The sequence below is a fragment of the Methylibium sp. genome (genome assembly GCF_965279545.1).
GTDB lineage: Bacteria > Pseudomonadota > Gammaproteobacteria > Burkholderiales > Burkholderiaceae_C > Methylibium.
In genome coordinates, this window is record NZ_OZ257250.1 from 2,142,503 (window position 1) to 2,168,336 (window position 25,834).

23 protein-coding genes and 1 tRNA gene are annotated in these 25,834 nt (G+C 69.0%); 13 read left to right on the plus strand and 11 right to left on the minus strand.

Features of this window, described 5'->3' with window-relative positions; all coding sequences use genetic code 11:
* The first annotated feature begins 58 nt into the window (after nt 1-58).
* Nucleotides 59-805 carry a response regulator gene (locus ACQY9S_RS09955; protein WP_428425328.1) on the plus strand — a complete coding sequence of 249 codons (747 nt, stop codon included), beginning with the start codon at nt 59-61 and terminating at the stop codon, nt 803-805.
* 64 nt (nt 806-869) lie between these two features.
* Nucleotides 870-2,699 carry an ATP-binding response regulator gene (locus ACQY9S_RS09960; RefSeq protein WP_428425330.1) on the plus strand — a complete coding sequence of 610 codons (1,830 nt, stop codon included), beginning with the start codon at nt 870-872 and terminating at the stop codon, nt 2,697-2,699.
* Nucleotides 2,700-2,741: 42 nt separating this feature from the next.
* On the opposite strand, the gene ACQY9S_RS09965 is transcribed toward ACQY9S_RS09960, so the two are convergent.
* Complete coding sequence (locus ACQY9S_RS09965) at nt 2,742-3,314, minus strand: hypothetical protein (RefSeq protein WP_428425332.1); 573 nt, start codon at nt 3,312-3,314, stop codon at nt 2,742-2,744.
* Between the two features lie 49 nt (nt 3,315-3,363).
* Nucleotides 3,364-6,168: a DNA polymerase I gene (gene polA, locus ACQY9S_RS09970; protein ID WP_428425334.1), complete on the minus strand. Its 2,805-nt coding sequence runs from the start codon at nt 6,166-6,168 to the stop codon at nt 3,364-3,366.
* A 66-nt stretch (nt 6,169-6,234) separates the two neighbouring features.
* On the opposite strand from polA, the gene ACQY9S_RS09975 reads away from it, so the two are divergent.
* Genes ACQY9S_RS09975 through ACQY9S_RS09985 form a run of 3 tightly spaced genes read left to right on the plus strand, consistent with a single transcriptional unit; the run spans nt 6,235 to nt 8,382 of the window.
* The gene (locus ACQY9S_RS09975; protein ID WP_428425336.1) at nt 6,235-6,594 is read left to right on the plus strand and encodes a hypothetical protein; all 360 of its coding nucleotides are present in this window, start codon (nt 6,235-6,237) and stop codon (nt 6,592-6,594) included.
* A 10-nt stretch (nt 6,595-6,604) separates the two neighbouring features.
* Nucleotides 6,605-7,579: a homoserine kinase gene (locus tag ACQY9S_RS09980; RefSeq protein ID WP_428425338.1), complete on the plus strand. Its 975-nt coding sequence runs from the start codon at nt 6,605-6,607 to the stop codon at nt 7,577-7,579.
* Nucleotides 7,580-7,587: 8 nt separating this feature from the next.
* Nucleotides 7,588-8,382, plus strand: a complete 795-nt coding sequence (locus tag ACQY9S_RS09985) for a BPSS1780 family membrane protein (protein WP_428425340.1) — start codon at nt 7,588-7,590, stop codon at nt 8,380-8,382.
* A gap of 52 nt (nt 8,383-8,434) precedes the next feature.
* Here ACQY9S_RS09985 and ACQY9S_RS09990 read toward each other — a convergent pair whose 3' ends face one another.
* Both ACQY9S_RS09990 and ACQY9S_RS09995 read right to left on the minus strand, forming a co-directional pair.
* Nucleotides 8,435-8,923: a DUF1097 domain-containing protein gene (locus ACQY9S_RS09990; RefSeq protein WP_428425342.1), complete on the minus strand. Its 489-nt coding sequence runs from the start codon at nt 8,921-8,923 to the stop codon at nt 8,435-8,437.
* Between the two features lie 275 nt (nt 8,924-9,198).
* Nucleotides 9,199-11,565, minus strand: a complete 2,367-nt coding sequence (locus ACQY9S_RS09995; RefSeq protein ID WP_428425344.1) for a UvrD-helicase domain-containing protein — start codon at nt 11,563-11,565, stop codon at nt 9,199-9,201.
* A 73-nt stretch (nt 11,566-11,638) separates the two neighbouring features.
* Here ACQY9S_RS09995 and ACQY9S_RS10000 point away from each other — a divergent pair, with 73 nt between their 5' ends.
* The 3 genes from ACQY9S_RS10000 to ACQY9S_RS10010 all read left to right on the plus strand — a co-directional run bounded on the left by ACQY9S_RS10000 (nt 11,639) and on the right by ACQY9S_RS10010 (nt 16,197).
* A complete protein-coding gene (locus tag ACQY9S_RS10000; RefSeq protein ID WP_428425346.1) occupies nt 11,639-12,439 on the plus strand; it encodes a gamma-glutamyl-gamma-aminobutyrate hydrolase family protein in 801 nt (266 codons plus the stop codon).
* Nucleotides 12,440-12,527: 88 nt separating this feature from the next.
* Nucleotides 12,528-13,193 carry a hypothetical protein gene (locus tag ACQY9S_RS10005; RefSeq protein ID WP_428425348.1) on the plus strand — a complete coding sequence of 222 codons (666 nt, stop codon included), beginning with the start codon at nt 12,528-12,530 and terminating at the stop codon, nt 13,191-13,193.
* Between the two features lie 115 nt (nt 13,194-13,308).
* Nucleotides 13,309-16,197 (plus strand): valine--tRNA ligase, encoded by a 2,889-nt coding sequence (locus ACQY9S_RS10010; protein WP_428425350.1) that lies wholly within the window; start codon nt 13,309-13,311, stop codon nt 16,195-16,197.
* Here ACQY9S_RS10010 and ACQY9S_RS10015 read toward each other — a convergent pair.
* Nucleotides 16,148-17,260 carry an NAD(P)-dependent oxidoreductase gene (locus ACQY9S_RS10015; protein ID WP_428425352.1) on the minus strand — a complete coding sequence of 371 codons (1,113 nt, stop codon included), beginning with the start codon at nt 17,258-17,260 and terminating at the stop codon, nt 16,148-16,150. The two genes, ACQY9S_RS10010 and ACQY9S_RS10015, sit on opposite strands and share 50 nt — an antisense overlap.
* Nucleotides 17,261-17,381: 121 nt before the next feature.
* Between ACQY9S_RS10015 and galU the strand changes: the two genes are divergently transcribed.
* Complete coding sequence (gene galU / locus ACQY9S_RS10020; RefSeq protein ID WP_428425354.1) at nt 17,382-18,248, plus strand: UTP--glucose-1-phosphate uridylyltransferase GalU; 867 nt, start codon at nt 17,382-17,384, stop codon at nt 18,246-18,248.
* A gap of 68 nt (nt 18,249-18,316) precedes the next feature.
* On the opposite strand, the gene ACQY9S_RS10025 is transcribed toward galU, so the two are convergent.
* From ACQY9S_RS10025 to cysM, 3 genes are read right to left on the minus strand one after another with little or no spacing between them, the layout of a single operon-like run.
* A complete protein-coding gene (locus tag ACQY9S_RS10025; RefSeq protein ID WP_428425356.1) occupies nt 18,317-18,544 on the minus strand; it encodes a sulfurtransferase TusA family protein in 228 nt (75 codons plus the stop codon).
* Between the two features lie 23 nt (nt 18,545-18,567).
* Nucleotides 18,568-19,110 (minus strand): NUDIX domain-containing protein, encoded by a 543-nt coding sequence (locus tag ACQY9S_RS10030; protein WP_428425358.1) that lies wholly within the window; start codon nt 19,108-19,110, stop codon nt 18,568-18,570.
* 21 nt (nt 19,111-19,131) lie between these two features.
* Nucleotides 19,132-20,037, minus strand: a complete 906-nt coding sequence (cysM, locus tag ACQY9S_RS10035; protein ID WP_428425676.1) for a cysteine synthase CysM — start codon at nt 20,035-20,037, stop codon at nt 19,132-19,134.
* Between the two features lie 233 nt (nt 20,038-20,270).
* Between cysM and ACQY9S_RS10040 the strand changes: the two genes are divergently transcribed.
* The 3 genes from ACQY9S_RS10040 to ACQY9S_RS10050 all read left to right on the plus strand — a co-directional run bounded on the left by ACQY9S_RS10040 (nt 20,271) and on the right by ACQY9S_RS10050 (nt 22,216).
* A tRNA-Leu gene (locus ACQY9S_RS10040) sits at nt 20,271-20,355 on the plus strand.
* Nucleotides 20,356-20,443: 88 nt separating this feature from the next.
* The gene (locus tag ACQY9S_RS10045; RefSeq protein WP_428425360.1) at nt 20,444-21,034 is read left to right on the plus strand and encodes a rhomboid family intramembrane serine protease; all 591 of its coding nucleotides are present in this window, start codon (nt 20,444-20,446) and stop codon (nt 21,032-21,034) included.
* Nucleotides 21,035-21,169: 135 nt separating this feature from the next.
* Nucleotides 21,170-22,216 (plus strand): S1C family serine protease, encoded by a 1,047-nt coding sequence (locus ACQY9S_RS10050; RefSeq protein WP_428425362.1) that lies wholly within the window; start codon nt 21,170-21,172, stop codon nt 22,214-22,216.
* Nucleotides 22,217-22,294: 78 nt separating this feature from the next.
* Here ACQY9S_RS10050 and ACQY9S_RS10055 read toward each other — a convergent pair whose 3' ends face one another.
* The gene (locus ACQY9S_RS10055; protein WP_428425364.1) at nt 22,295-23,203 is read right to left on the minus strand and encodes an SDR family oxidoreductase; all 909 of its coding nucleotides are present in this window, start codon (nt 23,201-23,203) and stop codon (nt 22,295-22,297) included.
* Between the two features lie 75 nt (nt 23,204-23,278).
* Between ACQY9S_RS10055 and ACQY9S_RS10060 the strand changes: the two genes are divergently transcribed.
* Nucleotides 23,279-24,304, plus strand: coding sequence for a CDP-6-deoxy-delta-3,4-glucoseen reductase (locus tag ACQY9S_RS10060; protein ID WP_428425366.1), 1,026 nt, complete (start codon nt 23,279-23,281; stop codon nt 24,302-24,304).
* A 24-nt stretch (nt 24,305-24,328) separates the two neighbouring features.
* Here the strand turns inward: ACQY9S_RS10060 and ACQY9S_RS10065 are convergent, their stop codons facing one another.
* Nucleotides 24,329-25,042 carry an ABC transporter ATP-binding protein gene (locus ACQY9S_RS10065; protein ID WP_428425368.1) on the minus strand — a complete coding sequence of 238 codons (714 nt, stop codon included), beginning with the start codon at nt 25,040-25,042 and terminating at the stop codon, nt 24,329-24,331.
* A 14-nt stretch (nt 25,043-25,056) separates the two neighbouring features.
* On the minus strand, nt 25,057-25,833 hold the full coding sequence (locus tag ACQY9S_RS10070) for an ABC transporter ATP-binding protein (RefSeq protein ID WP_428425370.1): 777 nt from the start codon (nt 25,831-25,833) through the stop codon (nt 25,057-25,059).
* Nucleotide 25,834: the final 1 nt, after the last annotated feature.

Consider the following 25,834-nt stretch of genomic DNA (forward strand, 5'->3'; position numbering starts at 1 on the left):
AGGGGCATGACCCTCCGCTACCATCGCTGCGGCTCAACCCAACGCACGGAGGCACGCGATGAAGGTCCTGCTGGTCGATGACCATCCGCTCATCCTGTCGGCCTTGAAGGCTGTGATCCAGGGCCTCGGTGACGACGTCACCGTGGTCGGCGCGGGCAGCGCCGCTGCTGCACGTGCCACGCTGAAGGCCGATGCCGAATTCGACCTCGTGCTGCTCGACCTGCAGCTCGGCGACGCCAACGGCTTCGACGTGCTCACCGAGTTGCGCAGCGCCTACCCGGCTTTGCCGGTGGTCGTGGTGTCGGCCAGCGACCGCACCAGCGACGTGATCCGCTCCATCGACATGGGCGCCATGGGCTTCGTGCCCAAGCGCGCCAGCAACGACACGCTGTTCGAGGCCTTGCGGCTGGTGATGTCCGGTGGCATCTACGTGCCACCGATGACGATGGGCATCGACAGTGGAGCAGCGGGCGGTCCGCCTTCCACGGAACCGGACACCGTCCCCGGTTACATGAAGGTGATCGGCGCCCAGGCCACGCAGAGCGACTACCAGACCACGCCGACGCTCGCCGCGCTGGGCCTGACCCCGCGCCAGACCGACGTGCTGGCGCTGCTGCTGCAGGGCAAGCCCAACAAGCTGATCGCACGCGACCTCAACCTGTCGGTGGAAACGATCAAGGACCACGTGGCCGCGGTGCTGCGCGCCCTCGGCGTGAACTCGCGCACGCAGGCGGTGCTGGCGGTGAGCCAGATGACGCAGCAGTCCGGCGGACTCACGTCCACCTGGCGCCTGGGCAACCGCTGACCACGCGCGCGGCGCTCGGGGGCCACACCGGCCCGCCCTCGCCGTGCGCCCCGAACACGAACGAATGAACGCCCTGCCCCCGCTGCCCCCGCTGCCCGCCCCCCCCGAGCGCAAGGCGGTCAGCCGCGCCGACCTGCTGCCCGACGTGGTGCGCACGCTCTACAGCCAGACCGGCGTGTCGCTGTCGGGCAACCTGCTCGGCGCGGTGGTGTTGCTGATGATCTACTGGCCGGTGGCGCCGCACGGCGCGTTGCTCGGCTGGAGCCTGCTGTTCGGCTGGATCTGGGTGCTGCGCCTGTTGACGCTGCGGCGCTATGCACATGCCGGCTGGCCGGCCGCGTCGCGCGACGCCGCTCGCTGGCAGCGCTGGTGGAACGCCGGTGCCATGGCCTCCGGCGCCTGTTGGGGACTCGCGGCCTGGCTGTTCTACAGCGACGGCCGCGCTTTCCATCAGACCACGCTGCTGTTGATCATCTACAGCTTCTGTGTCGGCGCGATCCCGCTGATGGCTTCGCAGCACCTGGCCTTCTTCGCCTTCATTTCGCTGTGTTTCGTGCCGACGATCGTGCGCATCGCGACGCTGGGCACGACGGACACCCTGCTGCTGGCCGGCGTGCTGAGCCTCGTGTTCATCATGACGACGGTGCTGGGCCGCGCCTACCGCCGCACCTTCGACCGTGCCATCGAGCTGAAAGTGCGCACCGAACTGCTGGCCGCACAGCTGCAGCTCGAGAAGGCCGCGGCCGACGAAGCGAAGCGCGCGGCCGAAACCGCCAACCGCGCCAAGACCCAGTTCTTCGCCGCAGCCAGCCACGACCTGCGCCAACCCCTGCACGCGATGGGCCTGTTCGCGGAGGCACTGCGCGCCAAGAGCCGCGGCGATGAGGAGGTCACCCACCTCGTCAACAGCATCAACAGCTCGGTCGACGCACTCGAAGGCCTGTTCGGCGAGTTGCTCGACATCACCAAGATCGACACCGGCGGCGTCGAGCCGCAGCCGCGGCACTTCGCGCTGCGCGAGCTGTTCCAGCGCCTGAAGCTGCAGTACGAACCGACGGCCTTCGAGAAGGGCCTGGGCCTGCGCTTTCGCGGCGCGCACCACGTCGTGTACGGCGACCCGGTGCTGATCGACCGCATCGTTCGCAACCTGCTGTCGAATGCGATCCGCTACACCGAGGACGGCGGCGTGCTCGTCAGCGCGCGCCGTCGCGGCGACGAGGTGATGCTGCAGGTGTGGGACACCGGGGTGGGCATCCCGCCCGCCGAGCAGCCGCGCGTGTTCGACGAGTTCTACCAGGTGCAGGCGAACACCTCGCTCGGCGTGCACCAGCCGAAGGGCCTGGGTCTGGGCCTGTCCATCGTGCAGCGGCTGGCGCGGCTGATGGAAGCGAAGCTGGACCTCGAATCGGTGCCCGGTCGCGGCACCGTCTTCACGTTGACCGTGCCGCTGGGCAAGACGCAGCGCAGCCTGGTCCCCGAGCCCAGCGCGGGCAAGCCGGTCCTGGGGCTGACCCTGGAACACCGGCATATCGTCGTGGTCGAGGACGAGCCGGCCGTGCGCGAAGGCCTGGTGCTGCTGCTCAAGGGCTGGGGCGCGAGCGTCGACTCCTTCGACACCGTCTCGGCGGTCGAGGCCTGGGCCGGTGGACCGAGCATGACGCCGCCCGACCTCGCCATCGTCGACTACCGGCTGCCCGAGGGCCGCACCGGCATCGAGGCACTCACCGGCCTGCGCGAGGCCTTCGGCCCGTCGCTGCCGGCGATCCTGGTCACCGGCAGCACGATGACCGGCCACGAGGAGGAATCGAGCCGGCACGACTTCCACCTGCTGATCAAGCCGGTGGCACCGAACAAGCTGCGCGCGATGATCGCCTTCAAGCTCGGGCTGCGCTGAGCGCGCCGGCACCGCACGACCGGCCCGCCGCGCACGGCGTCCTCACTCGATCAGCAGCGCCGGCATCCAGTGCGACTTCGGGTCGGCCCGCTCGAGCTGGCGGTAGGTGATGGGCCGGCGGCTGCCCCCCTCGCGCGGCGTGATGATCGGGTCCATGTCCACGTCGTGGAGCTCGCCGCGCAGACCGCGGTCGGTGAAGGCCAGCTTGTAGAACAGGCCGTCGCGCCCACTGATGTGCAGCGCGCCCGGCTTGGTCGCGATGAACATCAGGGCGTACTCGAGCGGCATCAGGTCGTGGCGCGACACCGTGTCCTCGCTGCCATAGGGGAAGTGGCAGAGCTGGTGCGTCGCACTGGCCACGCAGCGGAACGGCCGCATCGCGAGGAAACGTTCGGTGAAGCCTTCCGCGGCCAGCACGAAACCGAAGCGCCAGCGATCGGCGCCAGCCGGCTCGAAGCGCACCCTGCCGATCTCCAGCCGCTCACCGCTCGCGCTGACGAGCGTCACGCGCTTGTCGCCGGTGAGGTCCTGCGCCCGCACGGCCTGCGACGCCGCTGAGCCGACCACGACCAGTGCCAGCAGCGCAGCCCCACACGCACTTGTCGTCTTGTTCATCGTGCTGCCTCCAAAGCCGTTTGTCGATGCCTCGCGCCGAAACTTACGCTCAGTGCGCCCGGTCCCAGTTCGCGCCCACGCCCACCTCGGCCAGCAGCGGCACCTTCAGCTCGGCCACGCCGGCCATCAGCTCCGGCAGCGCGGTCCGGGCCCAGTCGAGTTCGGCGTCGGGCACCTCGAACACCAGTTCGTCGTGCACCTGCATCACCATGCGCGTGGCGCGCTGCTGGGCGTCGAGCGCGGCCTGCACCGCGATCATCGCCAGCTTGATCAGGTCGGCCGCGGTGCCCTGCATCGGCGCATTGATCGCCTGGCGTTCGGCGCCGGTGCGGCGCGGGCCGTTGCCGCCGTTGATCTCGGGCAGGTAGATGCGGCGGCCGAACAGCGTCTCGACATAGCCCTGCTCCTTGGCCCGCGCGCGCGTCTCGTCCATGTAGCGTTTCACGCCGGCGAAGCGCGCGAAGTAGCGCTCGATGTAGTCCTTCGCGGCCTTCTGCTCGATGCCGAGGTTGCTGGCCAGGCCGAACGCGCCCATGCCGTAGATCAGCCCGAAGTTGATGACCTTGGCATAACGCCGCTGCTCGCTGCTCACCTCAGCCACCGGCACGTTGAACACCTCGCTCGCGGTGGCGCGGTGCACGTCCAGACCCTCGGCGAAGGCGCGCAGCAGGCCCGGATCCTCGGAGATGTGGGCCATGATGCGCAGCTCGATCTGCGAGTAGTCGGCGCTCAGGATCACGTGCCCCGGCGGCGCGATGAAGGCCTCGCGCACGCGCCGGCCCTCGGGCGTGCGGATCGGGATGTTCTGCAGGTTGGGGTCGTTGCTCGCCAGCCGGCCCGTGACCGCCACCGCCTGCGCGTAGTTGGTGTGCACGCGGCCGGTGTCCGGGTTCACCATCAGCGGCAGCTTGTCGGTGTAGGTGCCCTTGAGCTTGGCGAGCGAGCGGTGCTCCAGCAGCTTGGCCGGCAGCGGGTAGTCGGCGGCCAGTTCGGCCAGCACCTCCTCGTCGGTGCTCGGCGCACCGCTGGCGGTCTTCTTCTTCGCCGGGATGCCGAGCTTGCCGAACAGGATCTCGCCGATCTGCTTGGGGCTGCCGAGGTTGAAGGGCTGGCCGGCCAGCGCATGCGCCTCCTGCTCCAGCGCCACCATGCGCTGCGCGAGCTCGGCGCTCTGGCGCGCCAGCACGGCGCTGTCGATCAGCACGCCGTGGCGCTCGATGCGGCCGAGGAGGGCCGAGGTCGGCATCTCGATGCGCTCGTAGACCTCGCGCAGCCGCGGCTCGGCCTCGAGCTGCGGCCACAGGACCTGGTGCACGTGCAGCGTCATGTCGCTGTCCTCGCCCGAGTACTCGGTCGCGCGCGACAGCTCCACCTGCGCGAACGGGATCTGCTGCGCGCCCTTGCCGGCGACGTCCTCGTAGCTCAGGCCCTTGCGGTCCAGGTGCCGGCTCGCCAGGCTCTCGAGGTTGTGGGGCTTGTGCGCCTCCAGCACGTAGCTCTGCAGCATGGTGTCGTGGGCGTAGCCACGCACGGTGATGCCGTGGTTGGCGAACACGTGGGTGTCGTACTTGACGTGCTGGCCGAGCTTGGCGCGCGAGGCGTCCTCGAGCCAGGACTTCAGCGCGGCCAGCACCTCGTCCAGCGGCAGTTGGTCGGGCGCGCCCGGATAGGTATGCGTCAGCGGGATGTAGCAGGCTTCGTAGGGCTGCACGCTGAAGCTCAGGCCGACGATGCGGGCCCGCATCGCTTCGAGCGAGTCGGTCTCGGTGTCCAGCGCTACCAGGTCGGCGGCCTCGATGCGCGCACGCCAGGCGTCGAAGGCCTCGCGCGTCAGCACGGTCTCGTAGCGCTTGTCGACGGCGAGGGCGACGCCGGCCGGCGCAGCGGCTGGCGGGTCCGCGAACAGCGCGCTCTGCCCGCCCTCGGCCCGCGCCGCCGACTGCGGCGCCGGCGCGGCAGCGGCGCGTGCCAACTCCAGTTCATTGCGCCACGCACGGAAATCGTTGTGCGTGTAGAAGGCCAGCAGCGCCTCGCGGTCGATCTCGCGCCACGTCAGCGCGTCCCAGGCGGCCGCGCCGGCCCAGCCGGGCAAGGCCTCCGAGAGGTCGCAGTCGGTCTTCACCGTCACCAAGCGGCGCCCAATCGGCAGCCAGTCCAGCGCCTTGCGCAGGTTCTCGCCGGCCACGCCCTTGATGGCGTCGGCCGCCGCCACCACGCCGTCGAGCGAGCCGTGCTCGGCGATCCATTTGGCCGCCGTCTTGGGACCCACCTTCTCGACCCCCGGCACGTTGTCGACCGCGTCGCCGACCAGCGTCAGGTAGTCGACGATCGCGGAGGGCGGCACGCCGAACTTCTCGGTCACGCCGGCCGCGTCGAGCCGCTCGTTGCTCATGGTGTTGATCAGCGTCACATGGGTGTCGACGAGCTGCGCCAGGTCCTTGTCGCCGGTCGAGATGACGACCTGCTGGCCGCGCGCGGCAGCCGCCCGCGCCAGCGTGCCGATCACGTCGTCGGCCTCGATGCCCGGGATCTCGAGCACCGGCCAGCCGAGCAGCTTCACCACCTCGTGGATCGGCGCGATCTGCTTTGCCAGATCCTCCGGCATCGAGGCCCGGTTGGCCTTGTACTCCGGGTACCAGTCGTCGCGGAAGGTCTTGCCCTTGGCGTCGAACACGCAGGCCGCGTGGGCCGAGGGGAACTCGTCGCGCAACTTCTTCAGCATCGCCACCATGCCGCGCACCGCGCCGGTCGGCTCGCCGGCCGGATTGCGCAGGTCGGGCAGTGCGTGATAGGCGCGGTACAGGTAGCTGGAGCCGTCCACCAGCAGCAGGCAGGCATCGTCGTGAGCACTCATGCGCCGATTGTGGCCGCTGCTCCCGCGGGCGCGGGCAACTGCGGGCTGCGTCCTACAATCGAGACCATGTTGTCGCGCCTCCTGTCCATCGCCGTTCTGTGCGGCCTTTGCACTGCGCCCGTGATCGCATCGGCCCAGGCGGCGTCCGCGCCGGCCCCGACGCAGACGCCGCCGCGCGCGCAGACCGCCCCACCGGCACCGGCGGGCGAGCCGGCGGTCAAGCGCAACGTGATCGAGGACGACAATGCCCGCGTCGAGGAATTGCGCGTGCGCGGCGCGGTCCAGAGCATCAAGGTGCAACCGAAAGGCCCCCTGAAGGCCGAGTACGAGGTGCTGCCGATCGATGCCGGGCGAGACACCTCGGAAGGCCCCAGTTCGGCCAAGGGCGGCGCCGGCCGGCGCGTCTGGCGCGTCCTCACCTTCTAGGCCGCCAGCGATGGCGGTCTTCACCGAAGTCGGCTTCGACGAAGCCGCAGCCCTCACGCACAAGGTCGGCCTCGGGTCGCTGAAGACGCTCGAGCCGATCGCCGCCGGCATCGAGAACACCAACTACTTCCTCACCGCCGAACGCGGCGAGTACGTGCTGACGCTGTTCGAGCGCCTGAGCTTCGGGCAGCTGCCCTTCTACCTGCACCTGATGAAGCACCTGGCCGGGCACGGCATCCCGGTGCCGGCGCCGCAGGCCGACGACAGCGGCGAGATCCTGCACGCGGTGTGCGGCAAGCCGGCGGCGGTGGTGGAGCGGCTGCGCGGCGGCCACGTGCTGGCGCCCAGCGCGATGCACTGCCAGCAGGTCGGCGCGATGCTCGCGCGCATGCACGAGGCCGGCCGTGACTACCCGCGCCACCAGCCCAACCTGCGTGGCCTGGCCTGGTGGGACGAGACGGTGTCGCAGATCCTGCCCTTCCTCGCGCCGTCCCAGCGCGCGCTGCTGGAGGACGAACTGGCGTTCCAGCACAGCGTCTCGGCCTCGGCCTCCGACGCCGCGCTGCCGCGCGGACCGGTCCACGCCGACCTGTTCCGCGACAACGTGATGTTCGACACCGGCAGCGACGGCGCGCCGGTGCTCACGGGCTTCTTCGACTTCTACTTCGCCGGTGTCGACCGCTTCGCGTTCGACATCGCGGTGTGCCTGAACGACTGGTGCATCGACCTCGCCAGCGGCCGCCTGATCGAGGACCGCGCCAGCGCCTTCGTGTCCGCCTACGACGCGGTGCGCCCTCTCACCGGCGACGAGCTGCGGCTGCTGCCGGCGCTGCTGCGGGCCGCGGCGCTGCGTTTCTGGATCTCGCGGCTGTGGGACGTGTACCTGCCGCGCGAAGCCAGCATGCTGGTTCCCCACGACCCCACCCATTTCGAGCGTGTGCTGCGCGAGCGCATCGCGACGCCCTGGCACCCGGCCGGAAACTGACCCCGCGCATGAAGCTCAAGACCGTTCGGGCCCGCCAGGGTGTGCTGTGGGTGCGCGCCGGATTCACCGTGTTCTTCCGTCAACCGCTGGCCTTCAGCGCACTGTTCGCCTTGTTCGGGCTCGGGGTGTTCGTGTTGCTGCAGTTGCCGCTGATCGGCCCCGTCGTCGCCCTGTCGCTGATGCCGGTGGCGACCGTCGCGTTCCTGCTGGCGACTCGCGAGGTGCTCGCCGGGCGCATCGCGGGGCCGAAGCTGATGCTGCTGCCGCTGCGCTCGCCGCTGCACCGTGGCCGGCTGCTGCAGCTGGGCGCGGCCTACGCGGCGGCGGCCGTGGCCATCGTGCTGCTCGCCCATCTGCTGGACGGCGGGCGCTTTGCGGCGGCGGTCGAGGCGATCGCCGCCAACGAAACCACGACCGAAGCAGCCCTGCAGGATCCGCTGCTGCCCTGGAGCGTCTTGCTGCGTCTGGGCCTGATGGCCCTGCTGTCGCTGGCGTTCTGGCATGCACCGGCCCTGGTGTGCTGGGGCCGCATGCCGGTGGGCCAGGCGCTGTTCGCCAGCACCATCGCGTGCTGGCGCAGCCGGGGCGCCTTCATGGTCTACGGTCTGACCTGGTTCGGGCTGACGATGCTGTTCGTGACGCTGCTGCAGGTCGTGGCCGCACTGCTGGGTCTGGAGCAGGTCGTGGGCATGGCGGCGCTGCCGATCACCCTGCTGGTGTCGACGATCTTCTATGCGTCGCTGTACTTCAGCTTCGTCGATTCCTTCGAGTTCGACAGCAGCGAGGAAACACCGGCAGCGTGAAAAGGCCGGCACCGGCACTGCCGGCGTGCTGGCCGGCAGTGCGCGCCAGGTTTCAGGCCGACGGCTTGGTCAACTTGCCGGCGACGGTCTCCGAGACCCAGCCGAAGATCGCGCCGAGAACGATGGAGCCGATGGTCGGCACCAAGGCATCGAGCGGCGCCACGCCCTTGAGCAGGATCAGACCGGCGACGCAGGCAAAGCCGTAGACGCAGGCCGGAATGGTGGCCAGCAGGCCGACGTGTGCGGCCAGCACGATCGCCGCGGCGCCAATGCCCACGGCCACCGGCGCCGCGAGCGCACCGAGCGCACCGAGTTGGCCGGCCAGCATCACCGACAGCGCACCGATCAGCGCACCGAAGGACATGCAAATCACCGTCGTGCGCGCACCGGCGGTCTTGCCACCGCAGTGATAGAAGCTGGCCCAGGCCACGAAGGCCTGCCAGATCTGGAAGTTGAGTGCGGCCAATGGGCCGAGAAACAACCAGGTGGCCACGACGGCGAGCACGCCGATCGAGATCGCCAGGGCAATGAGCATGGGCATGGTCTTGTCTCCTCAAGTCTGATCATGGGTTCAAAGAGAAAGCGCCCACCCTCCGGCATGGCGCACCACCCGCTCGAGTGGCGACGCAGGGGTGCCGCAGTGTTCGGACTGCCCCGGACACGCGCAAGCACGGGGAAACCTTCGCATGCACTGCAGCATTTGCTTACAAATTGCGACCGGCTGTGCCACATGGGACCAGAACGCACCATGAGGGAGCGGTTCGTGGCGCCGACGCGACAGACGTACAGCGGTCCGCGGCCGGTGGCCCGCGGGTTTCAGTCCACCGGGGTCAGCTTCGCGACGCTCAGTGCCAGCCACTTCATGCCGTGGCGGCCGAAGTTCACTTGCGCGCGAGCGTCGGCGCCCACGCCTTCGAGAGTGACGATCACACCCTCGCCGAACTTGGTATGGAACACGCCCTGCCCCGAGCGAAGACCGTTCGGCGTGCTGCGCGCGTGCGCCTCGAACGCGGCCGGCGCGGTTGGTGCCGAGACCCGCCCGGCCCCCACCATCGAGCCGAGGCCGGAGCCACGTTGCCACGCCGCCTGGTAGTCGCGAGCGAAGCCCGAGCCGAAGCCCTGCAGCTTCGGCGTCAGCCACTTCAGTGCCGCCTCGGGCAATTCGTCGAAGAAACGGCTCTTGAGGTTGTAGCGGGTCTGCCCATGCAGCATGCGGGTCTGGCTGAAGCTCAGGTAGAGGCGCTTGCGGGCGCGCGTGATCGCGACGTACATCAGGCGGCGCTCCTCTTCCAGGCCATCGAGGTCGGCGGCCGCGTTCTCGTGCGGGAACAGGCCTTCCTCGAGCCCGGTGATGAAGACCTGGTCGAACTCCAGGCCCTTGGCCGCATGCACCGTCATCAGCTGCACTGCATCCTGGCCGGCCTGCGCCTGGTTGTCGCCGGCCTCGAGCGCGGCATGCGTCAGGAACGCCGCGAGCGGGCTCATGATCTCGCCGGTCTCGGCATCGGGCTGCACGTCGGCCAGCGCGATCGCGTTCGGCACGCCGGCGGCGATGCGGCCGGCCTGCTCGTCGACCGGCAGCGCGACGGCGTCCTTGCCGAAGCCCTCCTGCGTGACGAAGGCCTCGGCCGCGTTGACGAGTTCATCGAGGTTCTCGAGCCGCTCGGCGCCTTCCTTCTCGTTGCGGTAGAAGTCGGCCAGCCCCGAGTCCTGCACCACGTGCTCGATGATCTCGCGCAGCGTGAGGCCGCGCGTGGCGTCGCGCATCGCGTCGACCAGCGCGCTGAAGGCAACGAGGTTCGATCCGCCCTTGCCGGCCACCGCGGCGACGCTCTGGCCGAGGCTGCGTCCGCTGCTGCGCGCGGCGTCCTGCAACTGCTCGATGGTGCGCGCGCCGATGCCGCGGGTCGGGAAGTTCACCACGCGCAGGAAGCTGGTGTCGTCGTTCGGGTTCTCGATCAGGCGCAAGTAGGCCAGCGCATGCTTGATCTCGGCGCGCTCGAAGAAGCGCAGGCCGCCGTAGACGCGGTAGGGCACGCCGGCGTTGAACAGCGCGCTCTCGATCACCCGGCTTTGCGCATTGCTGCGGTAGAGCACCGCGATCTCGCTGCGCGGCGAGCCGTCACGCTGCAGCTGGCGCGCCTCGTCGAGGAACCACTGCGCCTCGGCGAAGTCGCTGGTGGCCTCGAACACGCGCACCGGCTCGCCCGGGCCGGCCTCGGTGCGCAGGTTCTTGCCCAGGCGGCGCGAGTTGTGCGCGATCAGCGCATTGGCGCTGTCGAGGATGTTGCCGAAGCTGCGGTAGTTGCGCTCGAGCTTGACGACCTGCTGCACGTGGAACTCGCGCTCGAAGTCGGCCATGTTGCCGACCTGCGCACCGCGAAAGGCATAGATGCTCTGGTCGTCGTCGCCGACGGCGAGCACGTTGTTGTCGGTGCCGGCGAACATCTTCAGCCAGGCGTACTGCAGCTTGTTGGTGTCCTGAAACTCGTCGACCAGGATGTGGCGAAAGCGCCGCTGGTAGTGCTGGCGCAGCTCGGCGTGGTCGCGCATCAGCTCGTAGGTGCGCAGCATCAGCTCGGCGAAGTCGACCACGCCCTCGCGCTGGCACTGGTCCTCGTAGGCCTGGTAGATGGCCTGCTGGGTGCGCGTGAGCTCGTCACGCACCTCGATGTCCTTCGGCCTGCGGCCGTCTTCCTTGGCGCTGGCGATGAACCAGGCGCACTGCTTGGGGACATAGCGCTCCTCGTCGAGCTTCATCGCCTTGACGATGCGCTTAACGGCCGAGACGCTGTCCTGTGCGTCGAGGATCTGGAAGCCCTGCGGCAGGCCGGCGAGCTTCCAGTGCGCGCGCAGGAAGCGGTTGCACAGCCCGTGGAAGGTGCCGATCCACATGCCGCGCGGGTTGATCGGCAGCAGCGTCGACAGGCGCGTGAGCATCTCCTTCGCGGCCTTGTTGGTGAAGGTCACGGCCATCACGCCGGCCGGTGAAACCCGCCCGGTCTGCACCAGCCAGGCGATGCGCGTCGTCAGCACCCGCGTCTTGCCGGAGCCGGCACCGGCCAGGATCAGCGCGTTGCCGGCCGGCAGCGTCACCGCGGCGAGCTGCTCCGGGTTCAGGTGACGCAGCAGGCCTGCGGCCTCGCCCGAGGGCGCGCGATCGTTTTCATCCGGCACATTCATCCAGGGATTCTATGGAGCCGCGCGGTGCACCACGGGTATCCTTGGCGTCATCGCCATCTCGCCTGCTCCCGCCATGCACGACGCGCTGCTCATCGGCATTTCCGCGCGCATCTACCACCCGAGCACGCCGGTCGCCGACATCGGTGGCATCTTCACCCGAACCCTGCACTACCTGGAGCAGTCGGTCGCGCACTGGGTTCTGCAACCCGACGCGCTCGCGCTGATGATCCCGCCGGTCGAACGGGAAGGTCTGCTGCGCCCCAGCGAGGTCAGCCTGGCCGCCTATGCACAGCGGCTCGACGGGCTGGTGCTGCAGGGAGGCGCCGATGTCGCGCCCCAGAGCTACGGCGAATCGCCGCTGGCGCCCGCCTGGACGGGCGACCGGGTGCGCGACCGCTACGAGATCGAGCTGTTCAACGCCTTCGTGGCAGCCGGCAAGCCGGTGATCGGCATCTGCCGCGGACTCCAGTTGATCAACGTCGCTTTCGGCGGCACGCTCTACCAGGACATCTCGACCCAGGTTCCCGAAGCCATCGCCCACGTCGACGACGCCCGCTACGAGAACCAGTTCCACGAGATCAGCCTGGTGCAGGGCAGCCAGCTGGCCTCGCTCTACCCGGGCGCGCACCGCGCCGAAATCAACTCCATCCACCACCAGGCGATCAAGGACCTCGGCCGCGAGCTCGACATCGAGGCCGTTGCAGTGCCCGACGGGCTCATTGAGGCCGTCCGTTGGCGCGGACCGAGCTATGTGTTCGGGATGCAGTGGCACCCGGAGTTCATGGCGCAGCGCCAGTTCCACCCGGACCAGCTCGACGGCCGGCCCATCCTGCGCGAGTTCCTGGACGCCGCGCGCGCCCGCCGCCACAGCTAGCCGCCCGGTACGCAGGCGCGCTGCCGGCACTGCAAGGGCATTCAGGCGCTGGCTGGCGTCAAGGCACCAGCTTGATCAGAATGACCCCATGCATCTGCCTTCCATCGTCGGCGCCGGATGTGCGCTGCTGACCGGCCTTGTTCAGGCGGTATCGCCCTCGTGCAGCCCGCCGCGCGAGGTCATCGAGCGCCTGATGTCGGCGGACTGCGAGGCCTGCTGGTCCGGTACCGCCCCGCACCCGCTGCCACGCTCGAGCTGGGTGCTGGACTGGATTGCGCCCGCGACCGACAACGCCGACGCCCCGCTGGCGGCAGCTGCGCTGCCGGAAGCCGGCGCACGGCTCGAGGCACTGGCGAGTCCGGCATTGTCAGACGGCGCCCGTGAATTCCGCTGGGCGCTCGCCGCGCGACCGGCGGTGCACCTGCAGGTCGGCGGCGGCCCGGCCTGGAACGGCTACCTCGGCCTGCAGTTGCAGACCCGCGGCAAGCCCCCTGCGGGCTCGGCAGCCTACCTGGCGCTGGTCGAGAACATCCCGGCCGGCAGTGACGGCAGCCCGGTCGCGCGGCGCCTGGTGCGCAACGTGGCGGGACCGCTGGTGATCGAGCCCAGCGGCCAGCGCTCGACGCAGTGGCGGGCGCTGCGCATCCCCGAGGGCGCGAAGCCCGAACGCCTGCAGGGCGCGGCGTGGTGGGTGGACGGCGAAGGACGCCTGCGCGGCATGGCCCTGGAGGCTTGCGCCGCCGACCGGCGCTGAAGCCAGGATCCGCACCGATGCGGCGGGGCCGGCCGCGCAGGCCGCCTCGTAGAATGCGGGCTTCGACCCAGCGGAAACGGCGCCCCATGGGCGCCGTTTTCCTTCCAGGCCTGCCATGACCGAACTCGCCAAATCCTTCGAACCCGGCCCGATCGAGGCCAAGTGGGCTCCCGTGTGGGAGCAGCGCGCCCTGTTCGCGCCGACGCTCGATGCCGCCAGGCCCTCGTTCGCCATCCAGCTGCCGCCGCCCAACGTGACCGGCGTGCTGCACATGGGCCACGCGTTCAACCAGACCATCATGGATGCGCTGACGCGCTACCACCGCATGCAGGGCGAGAACACGCTGTGGGTGCCGGGCACCGACCACGCCGGCATCGCGACGCAGATCGTCGTCGAGCGCCAGCTCGAGCAGCGGGGCCAGAGCCGCCACGAGCTCGGGCGCAAGAACTTCGTCGCCAAGGTCTGGGAGTGGAAGGAGCATTCGGGCTCGACGATCACGCAGCAGATGCGCCGGGTCGGGGCCAGCGTGGACTGGCGGCACGAGTACTTCACGATGGACGGGAAGCTGTCGCCCGTGGTGACCGACACCTTCGTGCAGCTCTACGAACAGGGCCTGATCTACCGCGGCAAGCGGCTGGTGAACTGGGACCCGGTGCTGAAGTCGGCGGTCTCCGACCTGGAAGTCGAGAGCGAGGAGGAAGACGGCTTCCTGTGGCACATCCGCTACCCGCTGGCCGACGGCAGCGGCTCGCTGGTCGTGGCCACGACGCGGCCGGAGACGATGCTCGGCGACACCGCGGTGATGGTGCACCCGGAGGACGAGCGCTACGCGGCGCTGATCGGCAAGCAGGTGGCGCTGCCGCTGTGCAACCGCACGATCCCGGTGATCGCCGACGACTACGTCGACCGCGCCTTCGGCACCGGCGTCGTGAAGGTCACGCCGGCGCACGACTTCAACGACTACGCGGTCGGCCAGCGCCACGGGCTGCCGGTGATCGGCATCCTGACGCTGGATGCGAAGGTCAACGACGCGGCGCCCGAGGCCTATCGCGGGTTGGATCGCTTCGTGGCGCGCAAGAAGGTCGTCGCCGACCTCGAGGTCCAGGGCTTCCTGGTCGAGGTGAAGAAGCACAAGCTGATGGTGCCGCGCTGCGCACGCACCGGCCAGGTGGTCGAGCCGATGCTCACCGACCAGTGGTTCGTCGCGGTCAGCAAGCCCGGGCCGGACGGCAGGAGCATCGCGCAGAAGGCGATCGATGCGGTTGCCTCGGGCGAAGTGAAGTTCGTGCCCGAGAACTGGGTCAACACCTACGACCAGTGGATGAAGAACATCCAGGACTGGTGCATCTCGCGCCAGCTCTGGTGGGGCCACCAGATCCCGGCCTGGTATGGCAGCGGCGGCGAGCTGTTCGTCGCGCGCAGCGAGGACGAGGCGCGGGCCAAGGCGCTTGCGGCCGGCTACGACGGCGCGCTGACGCGCGACGAGGACGTGCTCGACACCTGGTACTCGTCGGCGCTGGTGCCGTTCTCGTCGCTGGGCTGGCCGCAGCAGACGAAGGAGCTCGAGCTCTTCCTGCCCTCGAGCGTGCTGGTCACCGGCTACGAGATCATCTTCTTCTGGGTCGCCCGGATGATCATGATGACGACCCACTTCACCGGCCAGGTGCCCTTCCGCACCGTCTACATCCACGGCATGGTGCGCGACAGCGAAGGCAAGAAGATGAGCAAGTCCGAAGGGAACGTGCTCGACCCGGTGGACCTGATCCAGGGTGTGGACCTCGACACGCTGGTGAAGAAGAGCACCACCGGCCTGCGCAAGCCCGAGACCGCGCCGAAGGTCGCCGCGCGCGTGAAGAAGGAGTTCCCCGAGGGCATGCCCGCCTACGGCGCCGACGCGCTGCGCTTCACGATGGCCAGCTACGCGAGCCTGGGCCGCAACATCAACTTCGACACCAAGCGCTGCGAGGGCTACCGCAATTTCTGCAACAAGCTCTGGAACGCGACGCGCTTCGTGCTGATGAACTGCACCCCTCCGCAGGACCACGAAGCGCAGCGCAGTGGCAGTGCAGGCCCCTCTCCGGAGGAGGTGAGCCGGAACTACTGCGGCTTCGCCGACCACACCGCCGAGCAGTGCGTGCCGGGCGGCTACCTGGATTTCTCGAACGCCGACCGCTGGATCACCAGCGAGCTGCAGCGCGTCGAGGCGGCGGTGCAGAAGGGCTTTGCCGAGTACCGGCTCGACAACGTGGCGAACGCCGTCTACAGCTTCGTGTGGGACGAGTACTGCGACTGGTATCTCGAGATTGCCAAGGTGCAGATCGCGACCGGTGACGACGCCGCGAAGCGCGCGACCCGCCGCACGCTCATCCGCGTGCTGGAGACCGTGCTGCGCCTGCTGCACCCGTTGACGCCCTTCATCACCGAGGAACTGTGGCAGGCGGTGGCGCCGGTGGCGCAGCGCAAGGTGGCCGGCAGCGACGAGTCGGTCGCGACGGCGCGCTACCCACGGCCGCAGCTGGAGCGTGTCGACGCGCAGGCCGATGCCTGGGTGGCGAAGCTGAAGGCGTTGGTCGGCGCCTGCCGCAACCTGCGCGCGGAGATGAGCCTCTCACCGGCCGAGCGCGTGCCGCTGCTGAGTTTTGGCGACGCCGGCTTCATCGCGCAGGCGACACCGTTGCTGAAGGCCCTGGCCAAGCTCAGCGAGGTGCGCGTGATCGACTCGGAAGCCGGCTTCGTGCAGGCCACCACCGCCGCGCCGGTATCGGTGCACGGCGATGCGCGGCTGGCGCTGCACGTGGAGATCGATGTGGAGGCCGAGCGCGAGCGCTTGTCCAAGGAAGTAGCGCGGCTCGAAGGCGAGATCGTCAAGGCCCAGGCCAAGCTCGGCAACGAGAGCTTCGTCGCGCGGGCACCTGCCGCCGTGGTCGCGCAGGAACGCCAGCGCCTCGCCGATTTCAGTGCGAACTTGGATCGGTTGCGGGCTCAGCGCTCGCGCCTGGGCTGACATCGGTGGCCGCCGCCTCCGGCAGCTCGGCTTCGTCGTCATCGGCCGCAGGGCCGGTGGCCTCACCGGCCGGTGACAGGTCAGCCGCCTGAGCGCTCAGTGGCGCCGGCCCCGACACGGGACCATGGGGCGGCGACACGGCCACACGGAGTTCGCGCGCGACGGGCGGCGTCTGGCTGAGGATCTCGTCGAGCCGCTGTGCCACCGCCCAGACGCTGCGGACCCGGGACTCCTGCGTGTAGCCCGCGAGGCGGGAGGTGGTGTGCAGATTCGGTGCGCCGTTCAGCGGCCGACCCGCATCGAGCAGGCCTGGCTCGACACTGTCGAGCCAGGCACTCGCCAGACGGCCGCTGCGCAGCGCCATGGCCAGCGACGCCTCGTCGAACAGCGCCGAATGCGAAGTGCTGATCAGCACCTGCCCCGGCTTGCACTGCGGCAGGTAGCGCTCGCCGAACAGCCCCTGGTAGCGGCTGTAGTACGGCAGTTGCACGCAGACCGCATCGGCCGTCTCGAGCAGCTCGCGCAGTCCCATCGCCTCGATGCGCCAGCGGCCCCAGAGCATGTCGCTCGCATGCAGCGTCGGGTCGTAGCCGACCAACCGGGTGCCGAAACCGCTCAGCATCGCCGACAGGGAGCGCGCCGCCGGCGCCAGGCCGACCAGACCCACGGTCGCCGAGGCCAGTTCGCGGCCGGTCGTCACCCGGCCGCCGTTGGCGCCCGGCCGCAGCAGCGTGATCAGGGCACCGACCATGAATTCAGCCTCGGCCGGCGCGGTGGCTGCCGTACCCCGGACGAGTTCCACGCCCGAGCGCGAACAGGCGTCGACGTCGATGTTCTCGAGCCCCGGTTCTATGCGGCCCAAGGCACGCAGCAGCGGCGCGAAGGACAGCGTCTCGGCATCGACCCGCAGCTGGGGCGGCAGCACCGCGGCGCGCACGTTGAACAGCGTCTGGCGAAAGCCGCGGGGATCGCGCGCGAGTTCGGGGGCATGCCGCACCCGGTGCCGCGCCTGCAACCAGCTCAGCACTTCGGTCTCGATCGGTTCGACAATCAACAAATCCATGGCGACCGATGATGACTCAAGGCGGGCCGTGACATACGCCCACAAGCCCACGAGAGCAGGAGGGCGCGTGACGGAAACTGCATGACAGAATGATTCAACTTGCTCTTAGGATTGTAAGCAGATGCTTATCAACAAAGCGATCTTCCCCGTCGCCGGCCTCGGCACCCGCTTCCTGCCGGCCACCAAGGCACAGCCTAAGGAAATGCTGCCGGTGGTCGACAAGCCGCTGATCCAGTATGCGGTCGAAGAGGCCTATGCCGCCGGCATCCGCCAGATGATCTTCGTCACCGGTCGCAACAAGCGGGCGATCCCCGACCACTTCGACACCGCCTATGAACTCGAGGCCGAGCTCGAGGCGGCCGGCAAGAGCGAGCTGCTGGAGATGGTGCACTCGATCAAGCCGGACGACATGGAGTGCGTGTACATCCGCCAGTCCAAGGCGCTGGGTCTCGGCCATGCGGTGCTGTGCGCGCAGTGCGTGGTCGTCAACGAGCCGTTCGCCGTGCTGCTGGCCGACGACCTGATGGTCGGCAAGCCGCCGATCCTCAAGCAGATGGTCGACCAGTTCGAGGAGTGGCGCGCCTCCATCGTCGCGGTGCAGGAAGTCCCCGCGGAACACACGCGCCGCTACGGCATCGTCGCCGGCACGCCGGTCAGCGAGCGCATGATGGACATCACGCGCATCGTCGAGAAACCGGCCCCCGAAGACGCCCCGTCGCGGTTGGGTGTCGCAGGACGCTACATCCTCACCCCCGACATCTTCAGCGAGATCCGCAACCAGCCGCGCGGCGTCGGCGGAGAAATCCAGCTGACGGACGGCATCGCCGGCCTGCTGCGCCGGCAGAAAGTGTTCGCCTATACCTACGACGGCAAACGCTACGACTGCGGCAGCAAGGAAGGCTTCTTGCAAGCCAATATCGAACTGGGCCTGGCACACCCGCAGATCGGTGCCAGCGTGCGCGAGTACCTGAAGACCCTGAACCTCTGAGCACGCCTCCCGCGCCCCACCCCACGAAAAAGCCGCCCCAGGGCGGCTTTGTGTTGTGTCGGCCCGGTTCAGCGACGGCGCAGCCAGTGGACGAACTCGTCGCCCTCGGTCTGCTGGTCGACCAGTTCGTTGCCGGTTTGACGCGCGAATGCCTGAAAGTCACGCACCGACCCTGGGTCGGTGGCAATGACCTTCAAGGTCTGGCCGCTGACCATGTCGGCCAGTGCCTTCTTCGCCTTCAGGATCGGCAGCGGACAGTTGAGCCCGCGGGTGTCGAGTTCCTTGTTCGCTTCCATCATCGTCCTCGGTTCCGGCGATTCTAGGCCGACGGGCGGCTCCATTCGATCCATTGCGGCTCGATGCCGCGCGCGCGCAGCCAGTCGGCCAGCGCATACCCGGTGCCGGCGGGCCAGCACTTCACTTGCGCGGGCTCGAACAGGCGGTACTCGACGAGTTCGGGAGACAGCACGATCTCCCCCCGCGCCTCGACGTGGTAGGCGACGATCAGCTGATTCATCCGCTGGAAGTCGTAGACGCCGATCAGCTCCACGCGGCTGGCGGACAACGAGGTCTCCTCCAGCACCTCGCGTGCGATGCCGTCCTGCGGCGTCTCGCCGGCCTCCATGAAGCCGGTGATCAGCCCGAAATTCCTGCCGGACCATGCGGCATTGCGTGCCAGCAGCAAGCGCCCGCCACGGTCTTCGCACTCCAGCACCGCAGCGAGCACCGGCGTCGGATTGTTCCAGTGTGTCCAGGCACAGGCCGGGCAGCGGAGACGGGATTTGTCCCCGCCGTCTTCGGCGGCGACTATCCACTCGAGCGGCGTCGCGCAATGGGGGCAGAACTTGAACGCGTGCTCCATCGGCATGTGCGGCGGGCCGGCTCAGGCCGGAAAGACGCCGGTCGAAAGGTAGCGGTCGCCGCGGTCACAGACGATGAACACGATGGTCGCGTTCTCTACCGTCTTGGCCACCTCCAAGGCCGCCCACAGCGCCCCCGCCGCCGAAATGCCGGCGAACAAGCCCTCCTCTCGCGCCAGGCGACGGGCCATGTCCTCGGCGTCGCTCTGACTGACATTGATCGTCTCGTCCACGCGGCTCGGGTCGTAGATCTTCGGCAGGTAGGCCGCGGGCCACTTGCGGATGCCCGGGATACGGGACCCCTCGCTGGGCTGGGCCCCGACGATGCGAACCAGAGGGTTCTTCGACTTCAGGAAGCTCGAGACCCCGGTGATCGTGCCGGTGGTGCCCATCGCACTGACGAAGTGCGTGATCTGCCCATCGGTGTCGGCCCAGATCTCCGGACCGGTGGTCTCGGTGTGGACGCGCGGGTTGTCGGCATTGGCGAACTGGTCGAGCACACGGCCCTTGCCTTCGCTCTGCATGCGCTCGGCCAGGTCGCGCGCGTATTCCATGCCGCCCGCCTTGGGTGTGAGAACCAGTTCGGCGCCGAAGGCGCGCATCGACTGCGCACGCTCGATCGACAAGTCCTCCGGCATGATCAGCAGCATGCGGTAGCCGCGGATCGCCGCGGCCATGGCCAGCGCAATGCCGGTGTTTCCCGACGTGGCCTCGATCAGCGTATCGCCCGGCTTGATCTCGCCACGCTCCTCGGCCCGGCGGATCATGCTGATCGCCGGGCGATCCTTCACCGAACCGGCCGGGTTGTTGCCTTCGAGTTTGCCGAGGATCACATTGCCGCGCCGCTCGTTTTCAGCGCCCGGCAGGCGCACCAGTCGAACCAGCGGAGTTCGGCCGATCGTGTCTTCTACTGTCAGATAGCGGGGCATAGAACACCTTCCTGCCGGCATTGTGTCAGTGTCGCCCCGCTCCCGCCGCCGTCCCGGAATTGTGCGGCATGCTGCTCCGCGGCCGCAGGGCCGCGCATGCGCCGACGCCAGCGCATTCATGGTGCCCGCGCAGGCAAACGAGACCCTTCACCCGGCAACGGCCGACACCCGCAGCAGCACCGGCGCCGATGCCGTGAGTTCTGGCAGAGGCTCGCTTACACTGCAGCGTTCGTGCCTCGGTGGCGAAATCGGTAGACGCGCGGGACTCAAAATCCCGTTCAGCAATGAGTGTCGGTTCGAGTCCGACCCGAGGCACCACCCCCCGTGTCGGCAACTTGCCGACCCTCTGTCCCGCGTCCAGCGCGAGAGGCATCTTGCCTCTCCAGTGCAGCCGTCCCCGCGCACCATGACCCCATTGCCTCCGATCACCCAGGCCCTGATCTTGATCAACGTCGCGGTGTTCTGCCTCGACCAGTTCATCGGTCCCTGGTTCACGCGGCTGTTCGCCCTGTGGCCGCTGGGTGGCGGCTTCCTGCCCTGGCAGGTGGCGAGCTACGCCTTCCTTCACGGCGGTATCGGCCACCTGTTCTTCAACATGCTGGGCTTGTGGATGTTCGGCTCGGAACTGGAGCGCCTGTGGGGCACGAAGCGCTTCCTGCAGTTCTACGGTGCCAGCGTGCTCGCCGCCGCAACCGCCCAGTTGCTGGTGGCCTTGCTGCTCGGCTCACCCTATCCGACCGTCGGCGCCTCGGGCGGGCTGTTCGGCCTGCTGCTGGCGTTCGGCATGCTGTTCCCGAACCGGACGATCATGCCGCTGTTCCCGCCGATCCCGATGAAGGCGCGCACCTTCGTGATGGTGTTCGGCGGGCTCGAACTCGCGCTGGGTTTCATCAGCCCGACGGGTGGCGTCGCGCATTTCGCCCACCTGGGCGGGATGGCCGGCGGCTGGCTGATCCTGCGTTACTGGCGCGGCCAACCACCGTTCGGTCGGCATTGAGCCTCGTGCCCGGCTGAGCTTTCCGCAGCGAACACACGCTCGCGCCGCCCCGGTTTTCGCCAGGCGCAAAGCCCACAAGATTCAGTCGGCGACCACGGCGGCCCATGCTGCGATCAGCCTTTGAAGGAGATCGCGATGGCATCCTCCCGTACGCTCGCGGTTGGCATGGCACTCGCCTTGGCACTCGGTCTGTCCGCCGGGACGGTCAGCGCGGCTCCGGCGCTGCACGTCGACGATGCCCCCCCTTCCGGCGTCACCCAGCAACGCCTCGCGCTGAAGCGCGCCAGCGACGCCGTACTGGGCTTGCTCAGCACCGCAACGGAGGACGCAAGCTCGATCGACACGCTGGGCGAACAGCGGTCCGGCTCGGGCGTGGTGATCGGCAACGACGGTCTGGTGCTGACGATCGGCTACCTGATCCTCGAAGCGGAGGACGTCGAACTGGTGCTCGACAGCGGCAAGCGCATGCCGGCACGTGTGGTGGCCTATGACCTTGCATCCGGCTTCGGCCTGGTCCAGGCCCTGGTACCGCTCGGCGTGGAGCCGGTGCAGTTCGGTCAGGCGCAGGCAGTGGCCGAGGGCGAGCCGCTGCTGGTCGTCAGCGGTGGCGACGAGGGCGCCCTCAGTGCAGCGCAGCTGGTGTCGCGACGCAGTTACTCGGGCTATTGGGAATACCACATCGACGGCGCGCTGTTCACCAGCCCGCCGCGCACCGACCACAGCGGCGCCGGCCTCTTCAACGCCCGGGGCGAGCTGATCGGCATCGGCTCGCTGCTCGTCCCCGACGCCCAGAGCAACGGCCCGCGGCGCGCCGGCAACATGTTCGTGCCGGTCGACCTGCTGTCCCCGATCTTCACCGAGCTGCGCGAGCACGGCCTGTCGCGCGCCAGCATGCGCGCCTGGCTCGGTGTGAACTGCGTCGAGCAGGACGACGGCCTGCGGGTGCTGCGCGTCAGCCGCGACAGCCCGGCGGAGACCGCGGGGGTGCAGCCCGGCGACCTGATCCGGCGCCTCGACGGCACGCCCGTCGGTGGACTCGAATCCTTCTACAAGATGCTCTGGAATGGCGGCAGCGCGGAGCGCGACATCGCACTCGAGGTGTTGCGCGACGGCCATACACAAACCGTTCCCGTGCACAGCGTCGATCGCATGCGGACCTTCACACGCGCCCGCGGCATCTGAGCCGCGACACGCGCCGGCAGGGGCTCACAGCCAGCCGGACGGCGGTGGACTGCCCAAAGCCGGCCCCGCGGGCCCCACTCAACAAGCCCGCAGGCCCGCATGCACCGTCGGGTAGCGCAGCGCAACGCGCAACTCGGCACGCAGCCGGTCGTTCACCAACCGCCGCGACTCGCTCATGAAGCTCAGGGCGGCCGGCGTGAGTGCTTGCCGCGCCACCGCGCGCGTGACCCGAGGCGGCCGAGGCAGCCCGGCCAGATCGGCCACGAGATCGAAGTAGTCGCCCATCTTCAGCTCGGTGTCGTCGCTGGCGTGGACAACCCGCTGCGGGCGGCCACGGTGCAGCGCCGCGATGCAGGTTCGCGCCAGGTCATCGGCGTGGATGTGGTTGGTGTACACGTCCTCGTGCGCCACCAGCACCGGCGTGCCACGCACGACCCGCTCGCGCGGGGCGCCGCCGGGGCGGTCGCCGGCATAGATGCCGGGAATGCGCAGCAGCGTCACCCGCACACCGAAGGCGCGGCCGTGCCAGCGCAGCAGGCGCTCGGCCGCCACGCGCCGCTGCGCACGCGCCGTCACGGGCGCGACAGCGCGTGTCTCGTCGAAGCGCACTCCCGCGGCGTCTCCGTACACGCCGCTGGTGCCGCCGTACACGATGCGCTGCGTGACACCACCGCGAGCCAGGGCGCGCAGCAGCGCTGCGGTGCGGGGATCGCTCTCGCCCGTGCCGGGCGGCGGCGCCAGGTGCAGCAACCGCGGCGCCAGCGCACCCAGCCGACCGAGCGTCGCAGGCGCATCCAGGTCGCCGATCAACGGCCGCGCGCCGAGCGCACGCAAGGTCTCCACGCGGACCGCCTGGGACGTCAGCGCCAACACCCGATAGCGACCGGCGAGCTGCTCGAGCACCCGCTGGCCGATGTCGCCGCAGCCGACGATCAGCAGGCGCGGCTTGCGGAACACGGCAGGACGGCTGGGTTGGGGTGAGGGCATGGGGCAACGGCAGGCAGCGCGCCGGGCCGGCGGGCACAATCCTGTTTGATTCGAGTTGTGTTCGAGGATACCGAAATGAATTTCAAGGTGACGTTGCAGCCCAGCGGCAGCAGCTTCGAAGTGGCACGCGACGAAGCGGTGCTGCCGGCCGCGATACGCGCCGGCGTGGGCCTGCCCTATGGCTGCCGCGACGGCGCCTGCGGCTCGTGCAAGAGCCGCCTGCTGGAAGGCCGCGTGATCCACGGCGCGCACCAGCTCAAGGCCCTGAGCGTCGCCGAAGAGGAAGCCGGCTGGATGCTGACCTGCTGCGCCACGCCGCAGACCGACTTGCTGATCGAAGCCCGTACCGTCGCCGGCGCCGGTGAGTTCCCGGTGCAGAAGATGCCGTGCCGGGTCGGCCCCTTGACCCGGCCGGCGCCCGACGTGGCGATCCTGACGCTGCAACTGCCCGCCAACGTGGTGCTCAAGTACCACGCCGGCCAGTACGTCGAGTTCATCCTGCGCGATGGTGCACGCCGCAGCTACTCGATGGCCAACGCGCCGCACCGCGCGCAAGCCGGGCTCGAGCTGCACCTGCGCCACATGCCGGGCGGCAAGTTCACCGACCACGTGTTCGGGGCGATGAAGGAGAAGGACATCCTCCGCCTGGAAGGACCCTTCGGCAGCTTCTTCCTGCGCGAGGATTCGGCCAAGCCCATCGTGCTGCTCGCTTCGGGCACCGGCTTCGCGCCGATCAAGGCGATCATCGAGCACATGCAGTTCAAGGGCATCGCCCGCGACGCCGTGCTGTACTGGGGCTGCCGCAGCAAGGCCGATCTCTACCTGCACGATTGGGCCGAGCAGGCCGCCGCGGCGATGCCCAAGCTGCGCTACATCCCGGTGCTGTCGGAGCCGCGGCCCGAAGATGCATGGATGGGACGCACCGGCTTCGTCCACCAGGCGGTGATGACCGACCTGCCCGACCTCGGCGGCCATGAGGTCTACGCCTGTGGCGCGCCGGTGATGGTGGATTCGGCGCAACGTGACTTCGTGGCGCGGTGCGGCTTGCCGGCAGAGGCCTTCTACGCCGACTCGTTCACCAGCGAGGCGGACAAGCACTGAGCGCGGCAGGAGAGCCGGGCCCTCTCACTCCCCGAGGTAAGCCGCCCTCACCTTCGGATCATTGAGCAGCGCCTTCGCATCGCCGCTCATCGTCACCTCGCCCGACTCCATCACGTAGCCGCGCGTCGCGAGTTGCAGGGCCCGGCTGGCGTTCTGCTCGACCAGCAGCACGGTCGTGCCCTGCTGGTGGATGTCGTTGACCACCTCGAAGATCTTGTCGACCATGATCGGCGACAGGCCCATCGACGGCTCGTCCATCAGCAGCACCTTCGGCCGCGCCATCAGCGCGCGCCCCATCGCCAGCATCTGCTGCTCGCCGCCGCTCATCGTGCCGGCGAGCTGGTGGCGGCGCTCGCGCAGCCGCGGGAAAATGCCGAAGACCTTCTCGAGGTCGGCATCGATCTCCTTGTCGGTGCGCGTGAACGCGCCCATCTGCAGGTTCTCGGTGATGGTCATGCGGGTGAAGGTGCCGCGGCCTTCCGGCACCATCACCAGGCCCTGCTTCACCAGGTCCCAGGCGCCCTGCCCCTTGATGCTGCGGCCCATGAACTCGATCTCGCCGCTGCCCACCGGTTGCAGGCCGGTGATCGCCTTCAGCGTGGTGGTCTTGCCGGCGCCGTTGGCGCCGATCAGGCTCACCAGCTCGCCCTGCTTGACCTCGAGCGTCACGCCCTTCACCGCCTGGATGCCGCCGTAGGCGACCTTCAGGCCGGTGACCTTGAGCAACGTGTCTGCCATCGCGTACTCCTTGCTCAGTGGGCCTTGTGACCGGCGCCCAGGTAGGCCTCGATCACCTTCTCGTTGCGCTGCACGTCGGCCGGCGCGCCCTCGGCGATCTGCTTGCCGTAATCGAGCACCGTCACGCGGTCGCACAGGCCCATCACCAGCTTCACGTCGTGCTCGATCAGCAGGATGGTGCGGCCGTCCTTGCGGATGCGGTCGATCAGCTCGCGCAGCACCACCTTCTCGGTCGCGTTCATGCCGGCCGCCGGCTCGTCGAGCGCGATCAGCTTGGGCTCGGTGGCCAATGCCCGCGCGATCTCCAGGCGCCGCTGGTCGCCGTAGCTCAGGGTGCGCGCCTTGTACTCGGTGTACTTGCCGATGCCGACATAGTCGAGCAGTTCCTGCGCCCGCTTCGCGATCGCGGCTTCCTCGTGTTTGAAGCCAGGCGTGCGCAGCACCGCGCCGATCAGCCCCGACTTGGTGCGGATGTGCCGCCCGACCATCACGTTCTCGATCGCCGTCATGTCGGCGAACAGACGGATGTTCTGGAAGGTGCGCGCGATGCCGGCCTTGGCGACCTCGTGCACCGCGCTCGGCTTGTAGGCCTTGCCTTCGAGCTCGAACACGCCGGAGTCCGGCGTGTACAGGCCGGTGATGACATTGAAGAAGGTGGTCTTGCCGGCGCCGTTCGGGCCGATCAGGCCATAGACCTGACCACGGTCGATGGTGATGCCCACATCGCTCAGGGCCTGCAGGCCGCCGAAGCGCTTGGACACGTTGGCGACGCGGAGAACGGGGGAGCTCATG